15 protein-coding genes and 1 pseudogene are annotated in these 17,677 nt (G+C 43.5%); 3 read left to right on the forward strand and 13 right to left on the reverse strand.

The annotated features are described in order from the left end of the window. Positions 1-400 precede the first annotated feature (400 nt). The 4 genes from NFS31_RS24330 to NFS31_RS24345 form a co-directional block, all read right to left on the reverse strand. Positions 401-1,636 (reverse strand): site-specific integrase, encoded by a 1,236-nt coding sequence (locus NFS31_RS24330; protein WP_251501040.1) that lies wholly within the window; start codon positions 1,634-1,636, stop codon positions 401-403. Between the two features lie 326 nt (positions 1,637-1,962). Further along, entirely contained in the window at positions 1,963-2,151 is a 189-nt protein-coding gene (locus tag NFS31_RS24335) for a DUF6462 family protein (protein ID WP_016298949.1), read from the reverse strand. Positions 2,152-2,585: 434 nt separating this feature from the next. Next, positions 2,586-2,834, reverse strand: coding sequence for a helix-turn-helix domain-containing protein (locus NFS31_RS24340; protein ID WP_251501042.1), 249 nt, complete (start codon positions 2,832-2,834; stop codon positions 2,586-2,588). Continuing rightward, complete coding sequence (locus tag NFS31_RS24345; RefSeq protein ID WP_115624085.1) at positions 2,818-3,258, reverse strand: RNA polymerase sigma factor; 441 nt, start codon at positions 3,256-3,258, stop codon at positions 2,818-2,820. The genes NFS31_RS24340 and NFS31_RS24345 overlap by 17 nt, the downstream gene beginning before the upstream one ends. 496 nt (positions 3,259-3,754) lie before the next feature. Here NFS31_RS24345 and NFS31_RS24350 point away from each other — a divergent pair, with 496 nt between their 5' ends. Then, complete coding sequence (locus NFS31_RS24350; protein ID WP_251501043.1) at positions 3,755-4,084, forward strand: helix-turn-helix domain-containing protein; 330 nt, start codon at positions 3,755-3,757, stop codon at positions 4,082-4,084. Between the two features lie 64 nt (positions 4,085-4,148). Here NFS31_RS24350 and NFS31_RS24355 read toward each other — a convergent pair whose 3' ends face one another. The 4 genes from NFS31_RS24355 to NFS31_RS24370 all read right to left on the reverse strand — a co-directional run bounded on the left by NFS31_RS24355 (position 4,149) and on the right by NFS31_RS24370 (position 7,718). Then, entirely contained in the window at positions 4,149-4,508 is a 360-nt protein-coding gene (locus tag NFS31_RS24355; RefSeq protein ID WP_016284430.1) for a metal-dependent transcriptional regulator, read from the reverse strand. Between the two features lies 1 nt (position 4,509). After that, positions 4,510-5,871, reverse strand: coding sequence for an MATE family efflux transporter (locus NFS31_RS24360; RefSeq protein WP_089774767.1), 1,362 nt, complete (start codon positions 5,869-5,871; stop codon positions 4,510-4,512). Positions 5,872-5,904: 33 nt separating this feature from the next. Continuing rightward, complete coding sequence (locus tag NFS31_RS24365) at positions 5,905-7,083, reverse strand: cation diffusion facilitator family transporter (RefSeq protein WP_251501045.1); 1,179 nt, start codon at positions 7,081-7,083, stop codon at positions 5,905-5,907. A 65-nt stretch (positions 7,084-7,148) separates the two neighbouring features. After that, a complete protein-coding gene (locus NFS31_RS24370; protein WP_251501047.1) occupies positions 7,149-7,718 on the reverse strand; it encodes a TetR/AcrR family transcriptional regulator in 570 nt (189 codons plus the stop codon). A gap of 459 nt (positions 7,719-8,177) precedes the next feature. Between NFS31_RS24370 and NFS31_RS24375 the strand changes: the two genes are divergently transcribed. Both NFS31_RS24375 and NFS31_RS24380 read left to right on the forward strand, forming a co-directional pair. Then, positions 8,178-8,519, forward strand: a complete 342-nt coding sequence (locus tag NFS31_RS24375; protein ID WP_089774763.1) for a MobC family plasmid mobilization relaxosome protein — start codon at positions 8,178-8,180, stop codon at positions 8,517-8,519. Continuing rightward, positions 8,468-9,841 carry a relaxase/mobilization nuclease domain-containing protein gene (locus tag NFS31_RS24380; protein WP_251501048.1) on the forward strand — a complete coding sequence of 458 codons (1,374 nt, stop codon included), beginning with the start codon at positions 8,468-8,470 and terminating at the stop codon, positions 9,839-9,841. Before NFS31_RS24375 ends, NFS31_RS24380 begins: the two co-directional genes overlap by 52 nt. Before the next feature lie 572 nt (positions 9,842-10,413). On the opposite strand, the gene NFS31_RS24385 is transcribed toward NFS31_RS24380, so the two are convergent. The 5 genes and pseudogenes from NFS31_RS24385 to NFS31_RS24405 all read right to left on the reverse strand — a co-directional run. Beyond that, on the reverse strand, positions 10,414-10,617 hold the full coding sequence (locus NFS31_RS24385) for a transposon-transfer assisting family protein (RefSeq protein ID WP_120447174.1): 204 nt from the start codon (positions 10,615-10,617) through the stop codon (positions 10,414-10,416). Further along, positions 10,610-11,149: a sugar-phospahte nucleotidyltransferase gene (locus tag NFS31_RS24390; RefSeq protein ID WP_251501049.1), complete on the reverse strand. Its 540-nt coding sequence runs from the start codon at positions 11,147-11,149 to the stop codon at positions 10,610-10,612. The genes NFS31_RS24385 and NFS31_RS24390 overlap by 8 nt, the downstream gene beginning before the upstream one ends. Positions 11,150-11,153: 4 nt before the next feature. Continuing rightward, positions 11,154-15,752: a YodL domain-containing protein gene (locus NFS31_RS24395; protein ID WP_251501050.1), complete on the reverse strand. Its 4,599-nt coding sequence runs from the start codon at positions 15,750-15,752 to the stop codon at positions 11,154-11,156. Between the two features lie 91 nt (positions 15,753-15,843). Beyond that, positions 15,844-16,680 (reverse strand): DUF6674 family protein, encoded by an 837-nt coding sequence (locus tag NFS31_RS24400; RefSeq protein ID WP_251501051.1) that lies wholly within the window; start codon positions 16,678-16,680, stop codon positions 15,844-15,846. Positions 16,681-16,690: 10 nt separating this feature from the next. Next, positions 16,691-17,677 (reverse strand): annotated as a pseudogene (locus NFS31_RS24405) (DUF3849 domain-containing protein); the annotation flags it as partial.

Below are 17,677 nucleotides of genomic sequence, written 5' to 3' on the forward strand. Positions count from 1 at the left end.
TTTTGTTTTTGACCATAACAAAAGGACACTTCCCTAAAATTTTCTTTTAGAAAAATGTCCTTATCGTACAAAATATTAACTTGAACTGACACGAGTTTAATTTAAAATCATTTATTTTAACCCGTTAAGAGAGTTTATTTTGTCGTACTCTTGTCGTACCATACTGTCTTTAAGTCCGCAAACCCTTGATTTTACTGGTCTTTTCCGCCAAGCGTTTTCATCGTCGGGAAAGGCAAACGACTTACTTCATTATTCTTCATAACCGCTTATCTCCGCTTTTTTCTCACAATTCAACACTTCATTATGATGTGTTATTCTACCAGTAAAACTTCAAATTTGATGTAAATTTGTTGTAAACCACACAATTTGCTGTACTCATTTATCCGTTTCGGACTCTTTCCTAAAATACATCAAGATTGCGTGATAAATTTTGTATTGCTTCCTGTTTCTTCATGTCAGTGACTTCGGCATATATGTCCATCGTTGTTTCAATATTGGCGTGTCCCATAATCGCCTGTATCACTTTCACATTTGTTTCCTTCTCGCAGAACCTTGTACAAAAGGTATGCCTTAAATGGTGGCATGAGAAGTGAGGTATTATGACCGGCTGCCTTTTTTCTTTTTTAGCATTTAACACTTCCTCTGCATTGTACGATTCATATATCCGTTTGATTGCCCTGTTTACAGCTTGCGGATTATGAAGATTGCCAAAGCGGTTGCTGAAAATAAAGCCTGTCATTCCGTCAACCACCGTAGTATTGAACCCTTCTTCCTTCTGCTCGCTGTATTCCTCTTGGAACGCTTCATATACTGCATCCATCATGGGAATCGTGCGGATACCCGCTTCTGTTTTCGGGAGGGATACTCCAAACTCACATTTTGTAGTATCATTTCGCCGGGGATAATAAGTAACGCTATGGTTTATGCTGATTGTCCTCTTTGAAAAATCTATATCCTCCCACCTCAAGCCGATTGCTTCACCAATCCTGCACCCTGTTCCTAATAATACTGTAAAGAATGGTGTCCAATGGCAATATACCGGACTTTTGGCTGTGTAGTCCATAAAGGCTCTCTGCTGATCCAGTGTGAGGGCATGGCGTACACCATGATTTTTCCCCGGCTTCTTCTTGATTTGAGCCATCACACCATCGCTCGGATTGTTTCTGATGATGTCATCCCGCACTGCAAGCTGAAATGTCGGGTGGAGGACAGTATGGATTGTTTCAAGGGTGTTAATCTGCATCCCCCTGTCATTTAACAGGTGATAATAGAAATACAACACATCTGAATACTTTATCGTCCCAATCTTCCGTTTCCCGAACTCATCCCTTACAAATCGGTCATACATATAGGTGTAATTTGTGTAAGTTGTCCGCCTTAACTCTGTCTTGGTTGTGATATACCTGTCAAAAACAAAATTCAAATCGGCGTTTCCTGCCGCATATACATCCAGACCGTCAAGCTGGTCTTTCATCAGCCGCTTTTCTTTTTCCCTAAGCTCTACCAAATCATTCGCATATATATACCGCCTTTTCCCATAAGGATCAGTATAGGTATACATATATGATTTATCCTTGCGCTGGATTTCTCCTTTCCGTAAAGCTCTGCCCCTATGGTCTTTTCTTGCTTTTGCCATCTCTGCTCCTTTCTTTCAAAAGGAAAGAGATATTTCGTACTGCTACTTACTTTCTTCCATTGAGTATTGTATTTCAACACCCTTTTGTAGCACTTGCGTTATGGTCATGTCATGTTTGGCAGCATAGTCTTTCAGCTTCTCATACTCGGCATCGTCAACCCGAAGGCTTAACGACCTCAGCTTAGGCGAGTCGGTCTTTGGACGTCCCGTTCTCGGCATTTACTATGCACCTCCTTCATAACTAATACCATTATAATTCCCGTTCTACGAAAAGTCAAGAACTTTTTGTAGAACGATTATTTGTCACGAAACTCTCTTTACTTTAATCACTCACTTACTCTAAAAGACTCCAAATACTGCTCGAAAATATCACAATTTACCAATACTAATTTATCTACCTTATAGATAGCGTTTGCCTGCTTTGCAAGCTCCTGAAATTTTGTCAAACCCATGCTGTAAATTTCTGCACCTTCCTTATATCTGACAAATTTCTTTCTGTCTACTTTTTTTACCATAAATTCCTCCAATCATTGCACAGCTTTATCTGCTAATAAACAGATAGAATACACTTCTCCCCATTTATTAGCAGATAAAACTGCAATACAGGTGGCAGCTCATTACACCGCCCACATCGGTCTTGCACCGTCATTTCATTGACCGGATTGCGGTTTCCCCGCAACCCGGAAGTATCATTATCACAGATATGCTTCATCGCCCCATGTAACTGCTACATATTTTGCCCGATCTCACTCGCTCCTTACCTTTGCTTCAATGCACTTTTCCAACATTTCCTCGCATTTCACCCTGTTTCAGACAGGGCAGGTACGTCATGGCGCATCTGCTTAGTGGCTCTGCATATCCTCACGTCCTGTATGCAATACAGTATTCAATTATCAAGGTACAACGCTCTAAACTCTATTAGCTATGGAAAAGGGCAGCTAACCGCCCTTTATACCGCTTCAAACGCCAGTATCTTTGTAATCAGCTTTGTTTCAAGCCTCCGGCGCAGTGTTTCATCAACACAAAAGTGAAGCCGCCCACTCTCGTCATACATCTTCCGGGTGGACAGGGTAATTATGTATCCCTCATAGTGCTTCAGGACTTTGTTGATTGCCAATACATCGCCTTCTGATGCTGCCTTTATGATATGGAAAGGCAGCAAATTCTTTTCTTCTCTGCTCTTACATCTTTTTGTCATCTGCTTTTTCCTCCATAATCTTCCTTAAAATCTCAAGCGAGCGTGTCCGGTGTTCATGGACTGTGCTGCGGACAAGGTTCATCTCCCTTGCTATATCCGCATCGCTCATTTCCAGAAAATACGAAAGCAGTATCACATTACGCTTCCGTTCCGAAAGTGCCTGCAATGCTTCCGCAATCAGGGTGTCCTTTACTTCAATGTCATATCCATGCACTGTAAAATGACTGTTCTCCACTCCGTACTCGTCCATAACAAACAACTGGTTCAGCTCCTTTTCAGACAGTTCAGAAAACATGGCTTCATGTTCCCTGCGGTAATCCATGTGCCGGTAATAGTTAATTGCTTCGCCTTTGAGCGACATCTGGCACAGGCGGTCAAAGCGATGCCTGATTGTCATTTCATCATGGCAAGAAGGTTTCTTCATACGAGTTCACCTCCTCCCCCGTTGTGACGTGACAAAGGCATACGCCTTTTCCCTTTCCGTTGTATCTGCCAAATGGCGGTAGGCTGATGTTCGGGTGGGAGTAAAAAATTTTTAAAAAATTTTTTGTATATAAAAAACGCCCGGACAGGCTTAATGCCTATTGGACGTTCTTTATCTATAAGATATACAGTTACGAACAAGTAATCTCTAAGACTACTTGCAAGGGTGTTTTTGAGAATTACACAGATATAGATTTTTTTGACAAATATATACTTCCCCTATACCGGACTTTGCGCATGGTAATTCTCCGCATAATCCGCTTGGAAATAGAAAGCACTCAAAAAGGTCTCCTACGGATTATGTTTTTTTTAATCCGTAAGAAACTCTGAGTTCTTGTGTAGCTTAATACACTACTTATATTTACTTTCTTACACTTTTCACTTTTTCAAGGTATCGTTATACACTACTTACGAAGAAATCTCGGAGGTGAATAACTATGGCGAGCACAGCCAAAACTTTAGGCGAACTTATGAAGGAACACCGCAACAGGCTCCAGCTCACGCAAGAGGAAGTTGCTGAAATGATCGACTGCCATCCGCAATATTATAAAAACCTTGAAAATGGTAAGGGGAATCCAAGTATTCCGCTTTTCTGTAAAATTATGCGAGCATTGAATATGTCAGCCGATTCCTATATCACACCCAATAATGACCAGACTGATCCTGACTATCAAGAAATGATACAGATATTTAATCAATGCGATACATATCAACGGTCTGTTTTGCTAGCAACAGGTAGGGCACTTTTAAAAAAGAACCCCACATAATCGTTCCTTTATGATGTTTGGTATTCCGAGCGACATCGCCGCTCGGAGTTATCATTTTAATTTGCTAGGCAAATACACATTTCAATCTTTCAAAACTTTCATTACTTATGTCGTGTTCCAGTAAGCAAGCATCTTTTCTGGCAATTTCAACAGGAACACCAAATTGACAAAATAATTTAGTCAGAAAATCATATCTCTCATATACCTGTGATGCCAATTTTTGTCCCTTTTGGCTAAAGCACAGATTTCCAGATTCATCCACCACCAAATAACCTTTATTACGGAGTTGCTTTACTGCCACAGAAACACTTGCCTTAGAAACACTCATATATTCAGCAACATTCACTGAATGGACATTACCTATTTTCTTTTGCAAAATTAAAATTGCCTTTAAATAATCTTCTTTAGATTTTCCTAGCTCCAATTCATTCCCCCTCCTTTGCTATTTCCATAGATAAACTACGATTAATTTTGACTGCAAAAATTATAGTAAGGATTGTTGTTAAAAAGTCTGCCATTGGCTGTACCCATATCACGCCAGTCAAGCCAAACAAATGTGGCAACATGATAACCAGAGGGAAAAAGAAAATACCTTGTCTGCTTAAACTCAGCACACTTCCCACTAAACTTTTGCCAATAGCAAGATATAGTGACGCATATACCATTTGAAAACCAAATGTAATAAATAGTACTGCATTGAGCCTAAGGGCTGTTTCCGCCAAAGCAATCATCTCTGCATCTGTACCAAAAAGAGACACAATTGGATTTGCAAACACAATAAGGATAATACCTGCAATTACACAAAATACTGTTGACCAAGTCATGCAGAGTTTAATAGAATTTTTCAATCTGTCAAATTTCTTTGCTCCATAGTTGTATCCTGCAAATGGCTGAAATCCTTTCAGAAATCCAAAAACAACATAGGTTACAACTGTCATAATACGGGTAACTGCTCCCATAGCTGCTACTGCATAATCGCCATATGGTTTTGATGCCGTATTAACAGTTCCCATAGCCGCACTTGCAAGAAGCTGGAATAAAAGTACGGGTATACCTATTTTCAAAACTTCTGCATACATTATTTTTGAAGGTGCTACATTCTTAACCGAAAACCTTAAAACACCCTTCTTTTTTGCTATGTATCCAATATAAATTGCCATATTGATACATAAAGAAATGACTGTAGCAATGGCTGCTCCCTCTATTCCCAAGTCCATACCATAAATCATAATGGGATCTAATATTACATTGGCAATACTCCCTGTAAGCATAGCAATCATAGTGAATTTTGTAGCTCCCTGCGCTGTAAGCAAATTGTTCATCATAACGGTAAAAACATTTATAATAGAACCTGTTACATAAATTCGGGCATAGGCTTTTGCATAAGGTAAAATCGTTTCAGTCGCACCCAGTGAAGTAAGTACAGTGTCAAGAAAAACCATAATTCCTACTATAATAATTGCCCCTACAAGAAGTCCTGAAAAAAGCGAGGTAGAAGCAGTCTTATTTGCCTGTTCATTATCTCCCTTTCCAAGCAGACGAGATATGTAAGAAGAAGCTCCCGCCCCGAACATCATTCCCAAACCTATAATAATCTGTACAATTGGGAATACAACAGATACCGCTCCCATTTGACTCATTCCCAAGCCACCTACAAAATACGCATCAATGGCATTGTATAAAGCGGAAATCAGCATACCGACCATTGTTGGTATACCTAATTTTAGCAATGCGGAAGCAACATCTGCCTCCCCTAATAAATAGATACGATTTGATTTTTCTGTCATCTTAATATCCTCCTCGTTTGAATTTTTATATTATCAGCGCAAACTTAAACGCTCACGCCGTATAATACCTTTGATTATGGTACGGTACCCCGGATTTTCGGATTCAATTTTCTCTGTAATGTCCTTATAAATTTCATCTTCTCTTTTCTGTAATTCAGAAGGGTAGAGCATATTGAATACCACATTTGTATAAGTTCCGTTTTCAATCAACCTGAAATTATCTATTTTGATCTCAGCATTATATTTTTTTAATACTGCATATATTTTCTCTTTGATATAATCCATGACTGTTTCATCATTCAAAAGATAATCAATTTGTATAAAGCAATCACAATGGAATTTTTGATATAAGCTATAACCAATCTCATTTACTGCGGCATAAAGCTTCTCATTATCTTTTTTGTATCCATCAACACGCATTGAAACAACAAAATACCCAAAACCATAGTCATGGAGCATCAGATTATGAACGGCAATAATTTCTGAATATTCCCTTGTCATTTGTAAAATAGTTTCCAGTATATCTTCATCTGCTACCTTTCCCATAATTCGCCCTAAAACTTCCCATAAACTTTTTATGCCCGCAAAAGTAATGAATATAGATACAAGCACTCCACAATAGCCGTCAATTTTCCAATGCGTCATATAAGAAAAAACAGACGAAATTAAAACTGCGCTGGTAGCAAAAGAATCACTAATACAATCTACAGCGGTTGCCTTTAAAGTTTCAGAATCGGTAATTTTTGCAAACTTTTTATTGTAACAATACATATAAACCTTAATAAAAATAGAGAGAATCAATACAATTGCAACAGCGGCATTAAACGAAGGTGCCTGTGGACTCGTTATTGCTTGGGCAGAAGTTTCTACAAGTTTTATTCCCATAAGAATCACAGCTATAGATGCAAATATTCCCATGATCCACTCAATTCTTCCATGCCCGAAAGGATGCATACTTCCCTTGCCAAATTTTGCAATCTTAAATCCTAGCAGTGATACTACATTCGTTCCCGCATCTGACAAGTTATTAAATCCATCTGCGGATATTGCAACAGAATGACTTAATAAACCAATTATGATTTTTGTTGTACATAAAAGCAGATTTAATGTAATCCCAACAATGCTGGATAATGTAGCATAAGCTTTTTTTACATTAGGATTTAAAATATCTTCCTCATTTTTGATAAATAACCGTATTAGTAGTGACATCATACAAAATCTCCCCTTCCTAATATTGAACATAAATTCAATATTGTTCAATAAAAAAAGGAATTGGTCTAAAGACCAATTCCCGACAAATACATTTTTGATAATTTATGAAGTATCATAACCGCCCATTCCTTTCCTTTGTAATGATACATAATCTGCATCAAACCGTCCACAAAATTATTGGCGATGATATGCAAAAAGACTGTATCATCTGTGTCATCATTCCGATGTTTATTCAAATGCTCCTCTATATCTTTAACAAAGCGTTCTTTTTCATTCTCATATTTTGTACCTTCACTTTTATCAATCAGAATGATAAACTCCTGCCGATGATCAAATAAATTCAAGATACATTCTGTTTCCGCTTTGCTAAGTCCATAAATATCGCTATCCGTATGCTTACTGTTATCTTCCCCTCCTGAGGTTAATACTCGTTCCCAATCATACAGTACTGGTCTAAGAACTGCTTCAAAAAGCGCTTCTTTATTTTCATAATAAGAATAAATAAGACCTGTGGGAATTTTAGCCTGTGTTGCAATATGGCGCATAGCTGCCGACTTGTACCCTTTTTCAAAAAATTCCTGTAATGCCGCCTTTAGTATATTTTCTCTAATCTCGTCCTTAAGCACTTGTGCCATCTTCAATTCCCCAATCTTGAACTTTCGTTCATTATATATCAGGTATTCCCTTTTGTCAATCCCCTTGTTGTGCCATATATTGATTTAATATTCTCTTTAAAATTTTGTGTTCCAAGCAAATTGCATAAGCAATCGGAACACCGACACACCCTCTGGGAGTGTCGAAAGACAAGAATAGCAAGAATAGCAAGCACTGCCCATGTCCGGACACATGGGCGAAATTCCCCATACTTCCCTACCGTCCGTATGATGAAATTTCCATAGGGAAGTATCCCTAACCCTCTTTGGTTTTCTTTGCGTTTTTCTCTGCAAGTCCTTGACCTTCCCACGCAGATTTGCTACAATAACACATGGATAATTCTATCCAAAACAACTGAACAGACACGAAACCAGACTGTTGTAAACCGGACAAGTTACAGCAGTTTTTTTATGCCCAAATTTAGAAAGGACGATGTAAAAATGGCAAACAGGACACGCACCAACCGGAATGAATTTCACTTAGATGACAAGGAGCAATATATCCTTGACGAGAAGTTTAAGCTGTCCGGCATGAAAAGCAAATCGGCTTTTATCCGGAAACTGATTCTATACGGATATGTCTATGACGTGGATTACAGTTTTTTACGGGAATACAATACGGAGCTTGGGCGGATCAGTTCAAGTCTGAACCAGATTGCAAAGAGGATTAACAGCACAAACCACGTCTATCAGGAAGATATGGACGAAGTAAAGGAGTTGATGAAACAGGTATGGCAGTCACAAAAATCCATGCTGTCACAGCAACCGTTGATAAAGCGGTAGCCTACATATGCAACCCGGACAAAACAGACGGAAGCATCTACATTTCTTCCTACGCCTGTGCGCCGGAAACCGCAGCGATTGACTTCAAATACACCTTAGACCACTGCCGGGAAAACAGCCCCAATAAAGCCTATCATCTGATACAGGCTTTCGCTCCCGGTGAGGTCAGCTTTGACGAAGCGCACCAGATCGGGAAGGAACTTGCGGACAAGGTTTTAGAGGGGAAATATTCTTATGTTGTCACCACACATATTGATAAAGGTCACGTCCATAACCATATCATTTTCTGTGCCGCCGACAACATAGAGCATGATAAATATCACGACTGTAAGCAGAGCTATTACCGTATCCGAAAATTAAGTGACGAGCTGTGCAGCGAGCATAATCTTTCTGTCATTATCCCCGGCGGGGAGCGTGGGAAAAAATACAACGAATGGCAGGCAGATAAGAACAGCTCCGCATGGAAAACACAGATAAGGAAAGACATCAACGCCGCCATAAAATCATCCTCCACCTATGAAGAATTTCTGCTCCTGATGCGTGCAAAAGGCTATGAGATAAAAGGAGAAACTTTTGGGGAAGACGCCCTCAAATTTATCTCCTTCCGTCCACTTGGCAAAGACCGTTTTGTGCGTGGCAGCATCAAGTCACTCGGAAAGGAATACACGAAGGAGCGCATCAAAGAACGGATTGAACTGAAACGGGAACGGAAGGCAGTTATCCCGAAAAGGGATTACGCAAATAAGAGATTGATTGATACCTCCGATGAGAAATTCCAGAACAGTCCGGGGCTGCAGAGGTGGGCGGCGGTTGAGAATTTAAAGATTGCGGCACAGGCATATAATGAAGCAGGCTCTATAAAAGAATTAGAGCAGAAAATCGCCACCACAGCCGCCACCGGGAAGGAAGCAAAGCAGACTGTCCGCAAGCTGGAGAACCGCATCAAAGACCTTGCGGAAATCATCAAATATGCGGAGCAGTACAAGGCAAATAAAGCGTATCATACCGCCTATAAGAAGTCCAAAAACCCTGACGCTTATTTCCGTAAGCATGAGAGCCAGATTATCCTTTATGGCGGCGCAAGGCGTATGCTGGAGCAGGCGGGCATCCCCTTAAAAGGCTTGAACATCGACAAGCTGAAAGCGGAGTATCAGGAGCTGACCGCACAGAAAAAAGAACTGACCGCCACATACAAAAACTGTGAAAAAGAGCTGAAATCGCTGAACCGGAAACTGGAGAACCTGAACCAGTATTTAGGGCGCACAGAGCCGCCAAAAAGCGCACAGGAACAGCCAGACCGGGATAATAACCCTTCCCGATAATTCCCTGTCTGAAAAGGGCTTTAAAAGCAAAAAAGCATCGTGGGAAAATCTAAACTTTTGGATTTTCCCACAATGCCGACTGCGGCGGAATCCCACCCATTCCTTCCTACTTTATTATATAAATTTAAAAAAATTCTTGTAAACAAGACCATATTCCTGTAATATAGTCTACAAATCCACAAAAAAATAGGAGCGCCGAAGCACCCCCATTTCCTAAACCCTCTTGCAAAATTCGCAGTGTTGGTTTATAATCATCTTAGAAGCCGGAGGATATTGCACGTCCGACGGTTGTTCAATCGGAAACTTATAAAGCGTAAAAAATTACGGATTACAAGGCTATCCTCTATGGCAGTAGAAGATAGCCTTTTCCGTTACTTGCGGTTGTGTTTATTGTCTATGTATGTTAAGGCTGCAAAAATCACCAGCACCAACGTAAGCACTTCTAACGTATTCATACCGACCTCCTTTCCGTTTCCAGAAAGGACAACCGCAGACTATCCCTACCTGCTCTAATCTGACTAAGAGAATTATAGCACGTTATGTCGAATAATGCTATAAAAGATTTGCGTTAATCACTCCGCCGCTTCCAATGCCACCTCTGCAAATTCCGCATCGCTCATGGCTTCCAGTTTCCCTAAGACCTGTCCGGCAAGCTCCACCATATCACTGTCCTGTATGTGGGGGATTACGTTCTTTATGTCGGCAATCATGCCCGTCCTGTCCTGCCCCTCAAACACACACATCAAATTGATTTCTTCCACTGTAAATTTATCCATTAGCTCCCTCTCCTTTTCTATGAATTTCCATATAATCAAACTCCAGTTGGTTACTGCATATTCCGCTACAAATATAGCCGCTTTGAAATGGCACTCTTTCGTTTGCTTTTTTCTCCATGCCAATATAATTTACTCTTGGACTGAGCCACAACATTTCCACCCGGTTCTGCTTAAACAGCCGAAATCTTTCTTTATGGTCAAATATGCCCTGAAAGTTAATAAGCATTGCAAACGGTTTTCCAATCTCATACAGCCTTTCCAATACCCTGCCTTTTTGACTGTATGGGGGATTGCTGATAATGTAGTCACATTCTGGCACTTCCATTAAGAAGAAATCCTGCCCCATTTTTATATGGCTATAAATGACTAAAAAACCATGCTCCGACAGCACTTTCACAAACTGACTGTTCTCCATATCAAAAGGACACCATACTGTTGTATTTGCCTTCAAACGTTTTATAATCGGATATACCGCATAGGGAGGTGTCAGATATTCATCATTTTTATTGAACTTATATTGTATCTGTGCCATGCTCTTATATCTCCCTCTCCGATTTTTTCTCTGTCCCCTTTTCCGGGGCTTCCTTCTCCGACTTATCCCTCTGCTCGATAACCGCCTTTTTCTCCGCCAGCTTTTCCTTTATGGAAATTCTGCCTGTCTGTTTTTCCTCCTTCGGCTTCTCATTATTCAGAACGTTATCAATCATGTTATAGTTACATTCTTCCAGTTCCTCAATCTTTGCAAGCGGCTTGTATTCTGCCAGCTTATCTAACAGCTCCTTCGCCTTCCTTGCGGTCTGTACGCCCTCACTGTCATCAAGCTCCGTCCCTTTCCCGAAAACATCCGTCATGCCTTCCCGGATACTGTCTGAAATGAGCGCATTGAGGAAATCATTCAGATACCCGGTATTCCCGTTCCTGATGTCCTCTGTGATATTCGCCATCTGCGCTTCCCTGTCCTCCACTGTCTGATTGTACTGAACAGTGTCGTAGTTGTAGGCAAGCTGGTCTATCTCCGCAGCAAGGAAAGCCGCCTGCCACTTCTCCAGAGAACCCCTGACCTCTATATCCGGCAGCTTGTCGATCAGCTCCGCAATGACCTCCACCGCCTTCGGATTATCTGTAATATCCGGCACATAGTCCAGAATCTCCAAATCCGCAACTCTGCCCGAAACAATATCCATCTGCGTGTCCTCATAGCTTTCTGTCCCTTCTGTATGGATATTGATGCCGATGCTTGGGATACCGTTCATCCTCTCCGGCGGTATCTGGTTGAAAATAGCGATTGCTTCCGGGACGTCTGCTATCCCCTCATGGTACTCTCCGAAATTGTGGAATTCCCCGCACTCCGCCACTGTAAGGGTGACAACCGTCTGTTTTTCCTCCTGTGCCTGCTCTGCGGCTTTCTCCTGCAGGGCGGCTCGTTTTTCCTCAAGATAGGCTTCCACACTCGGAAGATACTCCCCAAGCGTCCCGGTCTTGCCCTCTGTAATGGGATTGATGTCTACCTTAACGCCGCCGATTGTAAAACCGTCCTCGTTGAAGGCATTGAACAAGGTATCTTCGTTTTCCCCGCCCCAGTACTCCACAGCCACGTCAAGGTCAGATACAGGTTCTTCCAAACCTCTGCATCTGCTCCCTGTAACCGCCATATCCACAAGCTCTATATCCATTCCATACTCGTCAATTTTGGACTGTAAATAAGCGTAAACACTCATTTCTATATCTTCCTGTGTCTGCCCGTTGACAGGGTTAAATAATTCCTCAGTTCTGGCTTTAAAATCGGCTATCACTTTGCTTTCCACCGCTTCCGGCACTTCGGTTCTGATACGTTCCTCAAGATGCTCTTTTGCCGCCTGCTCTGCCTTTTCTATCAATCCGTCATAATCAATCGGTATCAGTTCATCGTCAGTGCGGATACTGCCCTCCAGACTGCTCCTGTGCGCTGGCTCTTTCAAATCCGTCACAATCTCGTCAAGTGCCTGTCTGATTGTTATGTCCGGATTGTCATATACACCCCCGTCCAGTTCCCGGTAGTCCATATCATATATGGTGTAATCATACCCCTCAGTGGCTTCCTGAATACTGATATAACGGTCTGCCAGACGGAAGGCAAGCTCTGTTTCCACCCTGTCCGCTTCCCTAACATTGGCATCTATGTACGGATTTTCCCACTCCGTAAACGGTACATCTTCCACGATATGCTTCTGGTTGGCTGTTGGCATAAGGTGTTCCATTTTCCCCTGTTCATAGAGGGCATCAAACCTGTCCATATAGAGGGAAATATCGTCAAGACCGCTGCTCTTTAGCTGGTACTCAAACCGCTGTTTCACAAAATCCTTGATTTCCTCCGGTGACATTTCCCGGTGAACCCGTACCTTGTCAAAGCCGACCTCGTGATTTAAAGCCTGCAAATCCTCCATGAAGCGGCTGCTTTCCACCGCCGCCTTGCTGTGCGTAAAATCCAGTGACAGACAGTTTTCATGGTTTCTGACGTGGATCAGGTCAAATTCGCTGCCATTGACATGGAAGCCGAAAGTTGCCCTCGCCATATCCGGCTTGTCCTCCGTTTCCTTTCCCCGATACTCTGTGAATTTCGTCATTGCTTCCGGAAGGCTCTCAAAACGCTCCAGCCTGCTTTTTTCCGGGCTGTTCTCCGCCCAAGTGGATAAATCCTCAATGACATAATAGGAAACTTTGTCATTGTCCGGCTCTGCCGCTGTATGTTCTTCCGCTGCTTCTGCCGGGATTTCCGCTGTTTCCTCCCTGACTGCATTTTTTTCTGTGCTGATTTCCGCCGATACCGAAAGCTCCTTTGTAAACTCCGGTATCTCCCTGTAACCAACGGAATCCACATAATGGCTTGTATTCTCCCCGCCCTGATGCAGCACCACCACGTCACTCACAGAAAGGGAATGCCCGGTAAAGTCTGCCGGGTGGTCTATGTTGAACTTGGTATAAATATCTTCAAGGCTCATGCCCTCCTTCAGTTCCCCGGTATAGACAAGGGTGTAATTCTCTCTGGAAACCGGGATACCTTCTTTTTCGAGGTAATCCATATCCATAAAACGAATATCCCTTGTTTCCGCTGAATCTTTAAGCTGGTAGATGCCATACCCGCCCTCATTTCCATACAAAAGCTGTGCTTCCCGGTTAGGCTCGCTGTCCTCCAATTCCTGCTTCATGGACTGGTATTCCTTATAAGCGTTCCAATCACCTTTTTCCACGCCGAACAGCCCGTCATGCTCCCGCAATGCCGCCCTGTCCTCCACAAGCGTTTCTGAACCGTCTGCGTGGAGCTGGTACACCGACACATCTTCCCCGAACAGCTCCGATGCCATATCCTTTGTGAGAGGGAGCATTTCATCCCATGAATACCCGTATTCGCGCATTTCCGACAGCCCCACCATTCCGTCCGGGAGAGCGTCAATTTCTTCCTGCGCCACCCTGATCGTTTCCCAAAGCAAGGCTGAATCGTCTTTCTGCTCCGCAATGGAGTGTGCAAGGGAAGTGGTCTTATACATATCATCCAGCTTATACGCATGGTTCATAATCAGATTGCGCTCATCGCTGTCATATACCGACCTGTGAAATTCCATGCGGTTAATGAGCTGCTCCGCCTGTACCGTTGCCGGAAGCTCCGAAGCGATATAAAGCTCCTTTTCCGTCATATCCATGTCATAATCAAAGAACTGCGGATAACCGTCATTCAAACCGCCGCTTCTCATAATCGGCACAAACTCAAAACCCTTTTCACGCAGATAATCCAGAGCAGTTCCCTCCTGCCCGTCCACTTCACGCATCAGTATGTCATACAGGGTATTCTGCACTTCCGACTGCATATTTGTGATTTTAATGGTTTCATATTCCCCGCTGTCCGGCGTGGAGAATCTCACAACCACATCGCCATATTCAATCGGAATGTTGGCTTTCTCCCGTTCTTCCTGCAATGCCTTGTAATCGGTTATCTCATGGGTATCCGTATCATAGGCATAGTCTAAATGGTATTCCCCTACTTCCTCACTCCGTTCATTGGCAAGCAGCGTTACCCATGCCCCGGCTCTTTCAAGGTAGGCTTCCACGCTCTGCCTGTCATCGTCTTTCATGGCAGACAACAGATTAAATATTTCCGTCCTCTCCATGCCTTTAACATTCAAAAGGTCATATTCGGAACGGTCTGTATTTGACACAAGCAGGATAATGTCCTCCTGTGACTGTTCTGCAGCACGTTCCTTTTCAATCTCCAGAAGCTGCGCTTCAATCCCCTTTATCAGTTCCGAGGAAGTCCGGCGTATAGTGTCAAGGGAAGATTTCAACTCCGGCATCTCTTTTCCGCTGCTCCACCCGGCGATATACCCGAAAGAATAATCGGACGTGTCAATTCCGAAATGCTGGCATACGGTGTAGGCAACGCTCTCGGCTTCCACCTCTTTCGTTTCCCGGTCTTTGTCAAACCCTGTTTCATGTTCTATCTCCCTTGCATGGAGTTTTGCGTGCGCCACTTCATGGACTCCGGTTTTTGCGGTCTGGGCTTCGCTCATGCCCTCTTTAATGGCGATAGGGCGGCTTAAATCAATAAAATATCCTTTCCTGTCACCCTCCATTTCCTCATATCGGATTGGGACAGGGGAAACCCTCTCCAATGCTTCCATAAAATCCTGATAACGCTCCACATCCCCATGCAGTTCACTCACGCCAAGTCCGGGAAGCTCTTTCCCGTCCGTCTGGGAATAATCGAACACTGTCACGACACGAAAGGCAGGTATCTTTATCTCCACTTCCTCCATGACGGGCATCCCGTCCCGGTCAAGCACAGGCTCGTTTGTTACCGGATCAATCTTCTCCTGTTCCTGTTTTATTTTATAGGGCGCAGGCGCAAGGATACGGATACCCCTCTCGCCCTTGTTTACATGGCGTTCAAAATTCCTCTGCCATGCCTTGTACCCGGCAACGTATGTCGCATCCGGGCATTGCATCTCTATGAGCTGGATATTGTTTGCGCTGTAATTGTGGAATTTTGACATGGTGTTCAGGTAGCTTTTATATTTCTCCCCTTCAAACAGCTCCTTCAAGCCTTCCTCCAGCCTGTCCGTTATCTCTTTTACTTTCTGTTTTTCAGTTCTTGCATCTGCCATATGGTTTTCTCTCCTTTTCCTCCATAAAAACAGAGGGCAGATAAGTTTCCCTGTCTGCCCCCGCTTTGGATATTTTTATTTGCTGATAGTTTTATAAACATTCCTCTTTGCTTTTTGCCTTATCCGGCTCCGGCGCTTTTTTCTGCTGTCCCACCTTTTCCTTCATCTGCGACAGCTTATCCTTTACGGACACCCGCCCTCCTTTCTCCGCTTCCTTCCCGGCATCCAGACGGGCAGAGAGCCGATCCAGCTTTTCAAACGCCTGATCCGTCCCGTCAATCTTCTTCCGCAGGTTCTCCACCGCCTTTTTTACAGGCGTGTTGACCGCCCTTGTCAGACCGACACCCGGCTTTTCGTCCGATACCTCTTTCGTTCCTTTCCCGGCTAACAGCCTGCCTACGTTGGAAACGCTGTTCCCGATCTGCTTTAACTCGTCCCCGATGCTGTCAATCTGGTTGGCTGTCTTTTCACAGTCCGTCATCACGTCAACCAGACGCTCCCGGTAGCCGGAAAGCATGGACTTCATGCCGGAGATTCCTTTCTGGAGAACCTTGCACATCTCCACCTTTCCCTTTTCTTTAAAGGTATTGACCGCCTGCGCTGCTGTTTCCACAAGACGGTTTCTTACCGCTGTCAGACGTTCCGATAGGCTTGTGATTTTCTCCTGAAGGTTGGATATTTTCTCCATAAGGTTCTCCGTAACGGACTTCGGCTGTTTCTCCTGCATCTGAGAAAGCTGCTCCCGGACACCCTGTAATTCACCCACCATTGCGGCAAGCTGTACCTGCATACCCGCCACATACCAGAAAACACCCATAAAATCCTGTGACTGCTCTTTCATGTTCTGCTGGTTAAGCAGCTCCATGAACTGCTTTAATACATCATTTTCCTCCATGACTTGTTTTGTGTTCTGTCCCGCTGTTTCCATTTTGCCCTCCTTATAAACTTTCCTCTTTACCTTTACCTTTTGAAATATCCGGCTTTTCCGGCGTTTTCTGCCCGTATGCCTTCTCACGCATCTCGGCAAGTTTCTCTTTTACGGAAATGCGGCATCTCGGACTGTCGGCTAACATCCTCTCTTTCCCATGCTCCGCCACCTTCTCCGATACTGCCCGGTTCACCTGCGGTCTGAAAGGCGCATCCGCCACCGCTTCCGCATCATGCCCCATTTCCTCTGTATCAAGTTCCTCCTGTTCCCCGTCATTCTCCGGCTCATCGTCCATATCAATCCCATCGCCGCCCTTTTCGTCCATATTTAAAAGGGCATTTAGCTCTGTCAGGCGTTCCAGTTTCTCCGCAAGCTCCGCTTCCTGTGCGAATGGCTTTGTAACCTCCACCTTTGCGGTTTCAAGCTGATGCTCCACGTTCTCCAGCTTCTGCGCCACCGTTTCCATTTTCCCGGTCATGCCCTCTAAAGCGTTATTTAACCTCTGCAAATTTCCCAACGGATCAGTGCCGATTTCCACCTCATGGGTGATGCTGCCCTTTAGGTTCACCGTAAACTTGGAAAAGAACGAATCAAAGGAAACGCTCATCTTAAATCCCTGATACTCCCCGATTGTGACCGCCATATTTGGCTGTTTTGCGCTCCGGCACATATCAATCAGTGCTGCCCCGGCTTCCTTTTTGTCCGTATATACCCGGTTTCCGATTTTTATGGAGAAAGTGTCCTTGTCCGGGAATTTATTCTGTGTGTAGGTCTGAATGTCGGCACGATACCCTGCAAGGCGTTCCTTCATGGAAGCGATCTGCACAGGGTAATGCTTCACGATATTGTCCTCTAAGCGGTACTTCTGACTGGTGTGGTTCGCCTTTAACAGCTTCAGCTTGGATACCTGAATATCTAAGTCATGAGGTAAGCACAGTCTGTCGCCAACTTCGACAGCACCATACTCCCTCCTAAAACCGTACTTACACCTCTCAGC

Origin of the sequence: Otoolea muris (assembly GCF_943193115.1) — a bacterium.
In the GTDB taxonomy this organism is placed as follows: Bacteria; Bacillota; Clostridia; order Lachnospirales; family Lachnospiraceae; genus Otoolea; species Otoolea muris.

Excerpts from the sequence above, each read along its gene's own strand:
- NFS31_RS24335 (WP_016298949.1), bottom strand. The coding sequence starts at position 2,151 with ATGGTAAAAAAAGTAGACAGAAAGAAATTTGTCAGATATAAGGAAGGT.
- NFS31_RS24375 (WP_089774763.1), top strand. The coding sequence starts at position 8,178 with ATGGCAAACAGGACACGCACCAACCGGAATGAATTTCACTTAGATGAC.
- NFS31_RS24400 (WP_251501051.1), bottom strand. The coding sequence starts at position 16,680 with ATGGAAACAGCGGGACAGAACACAAAACAAGTCATGGAGGAAAATGAT.
- NFS31_RS24350 (WP_251501043.1), top strand. The coding sequence starts at position 3,755 with ATGGCGAGCACAGCCAAAACTTTAGGCGAACTTATGAAGGAACACCGC.
- NFS31_RS24380 (WP_251501048.1), top strand. The coding sequence starts at position 8,468 with ATGGCAGTCACAAAAATCCATGCTGTCACAGCAACCGTTGATAAAGCG.
- NFS31_RS24365 (WP_251501045.1), bottom strand. The coding sequence starts at position 7,083 with ATGATGTCACTACTAATACGGTTATTTATCAAAAATGAGGAAGATATT.
- NFS31_RS24385 (WP_120447174.1), bottom strand. The coding sequence starts at position 10,617 with ATGGATAAATTTACAGTGGAAGAAATCAATTTGATGTGTGTGTTTGAG.
- NFS31_RS24330 (WP_251501040.1), bottom strand. The coding sequence starts at position 1,636 with ATGGCAAAAGCAAGAAAAGACCATAGGGGCAGAGCTTTACGGAAAGGA.
- NFS31_RS24395 (WP_251501050.1), bottom strand. The coding sequence starts at position 15,752 with ATGGCAGATGCAAGAACTGAAAAACAGAAAGTAAAAGAGATAACGGAC.
- NFS31_RS24390 (WP_251501049.1), bottom strand. The coding sequence starts at position 11,149 with ATGGCACAGATACAATATAAGTTCAATAAAAATGATGAATATCTGACA.
- NFS31_RS24370 (WP_251501047.1), bottom strand. The coding sequence starts at position 7,718 with ATGGCACAAGTGCTTAAGGACGAGATTAGAGAAAATATACTAAAGGCG.
- NFS31_RS24345 (WP_115624085.1), bottom strand. The coding sequence starts at position 3,258 with ATGAAGAAACCTTCTTGCCATGATGAAATGACAATCAGGCATCGCTTT.
- NFS31_RS24340 (WP_251501042.1), bottom strand. The coding sequence starts at position 2,834 with ATGACAAAAAGATGTAAGAGCAGAGAAGAAAAGAATTTGCTGCCTTTC.
- NFS31_RS24360 (WP_089774767.1), bottom strand. The coding sequence starts at position 5,871 with ATGACAGAAAAATCAAATCGTATCTATTTATTAGGGGAGGCAGATGTT.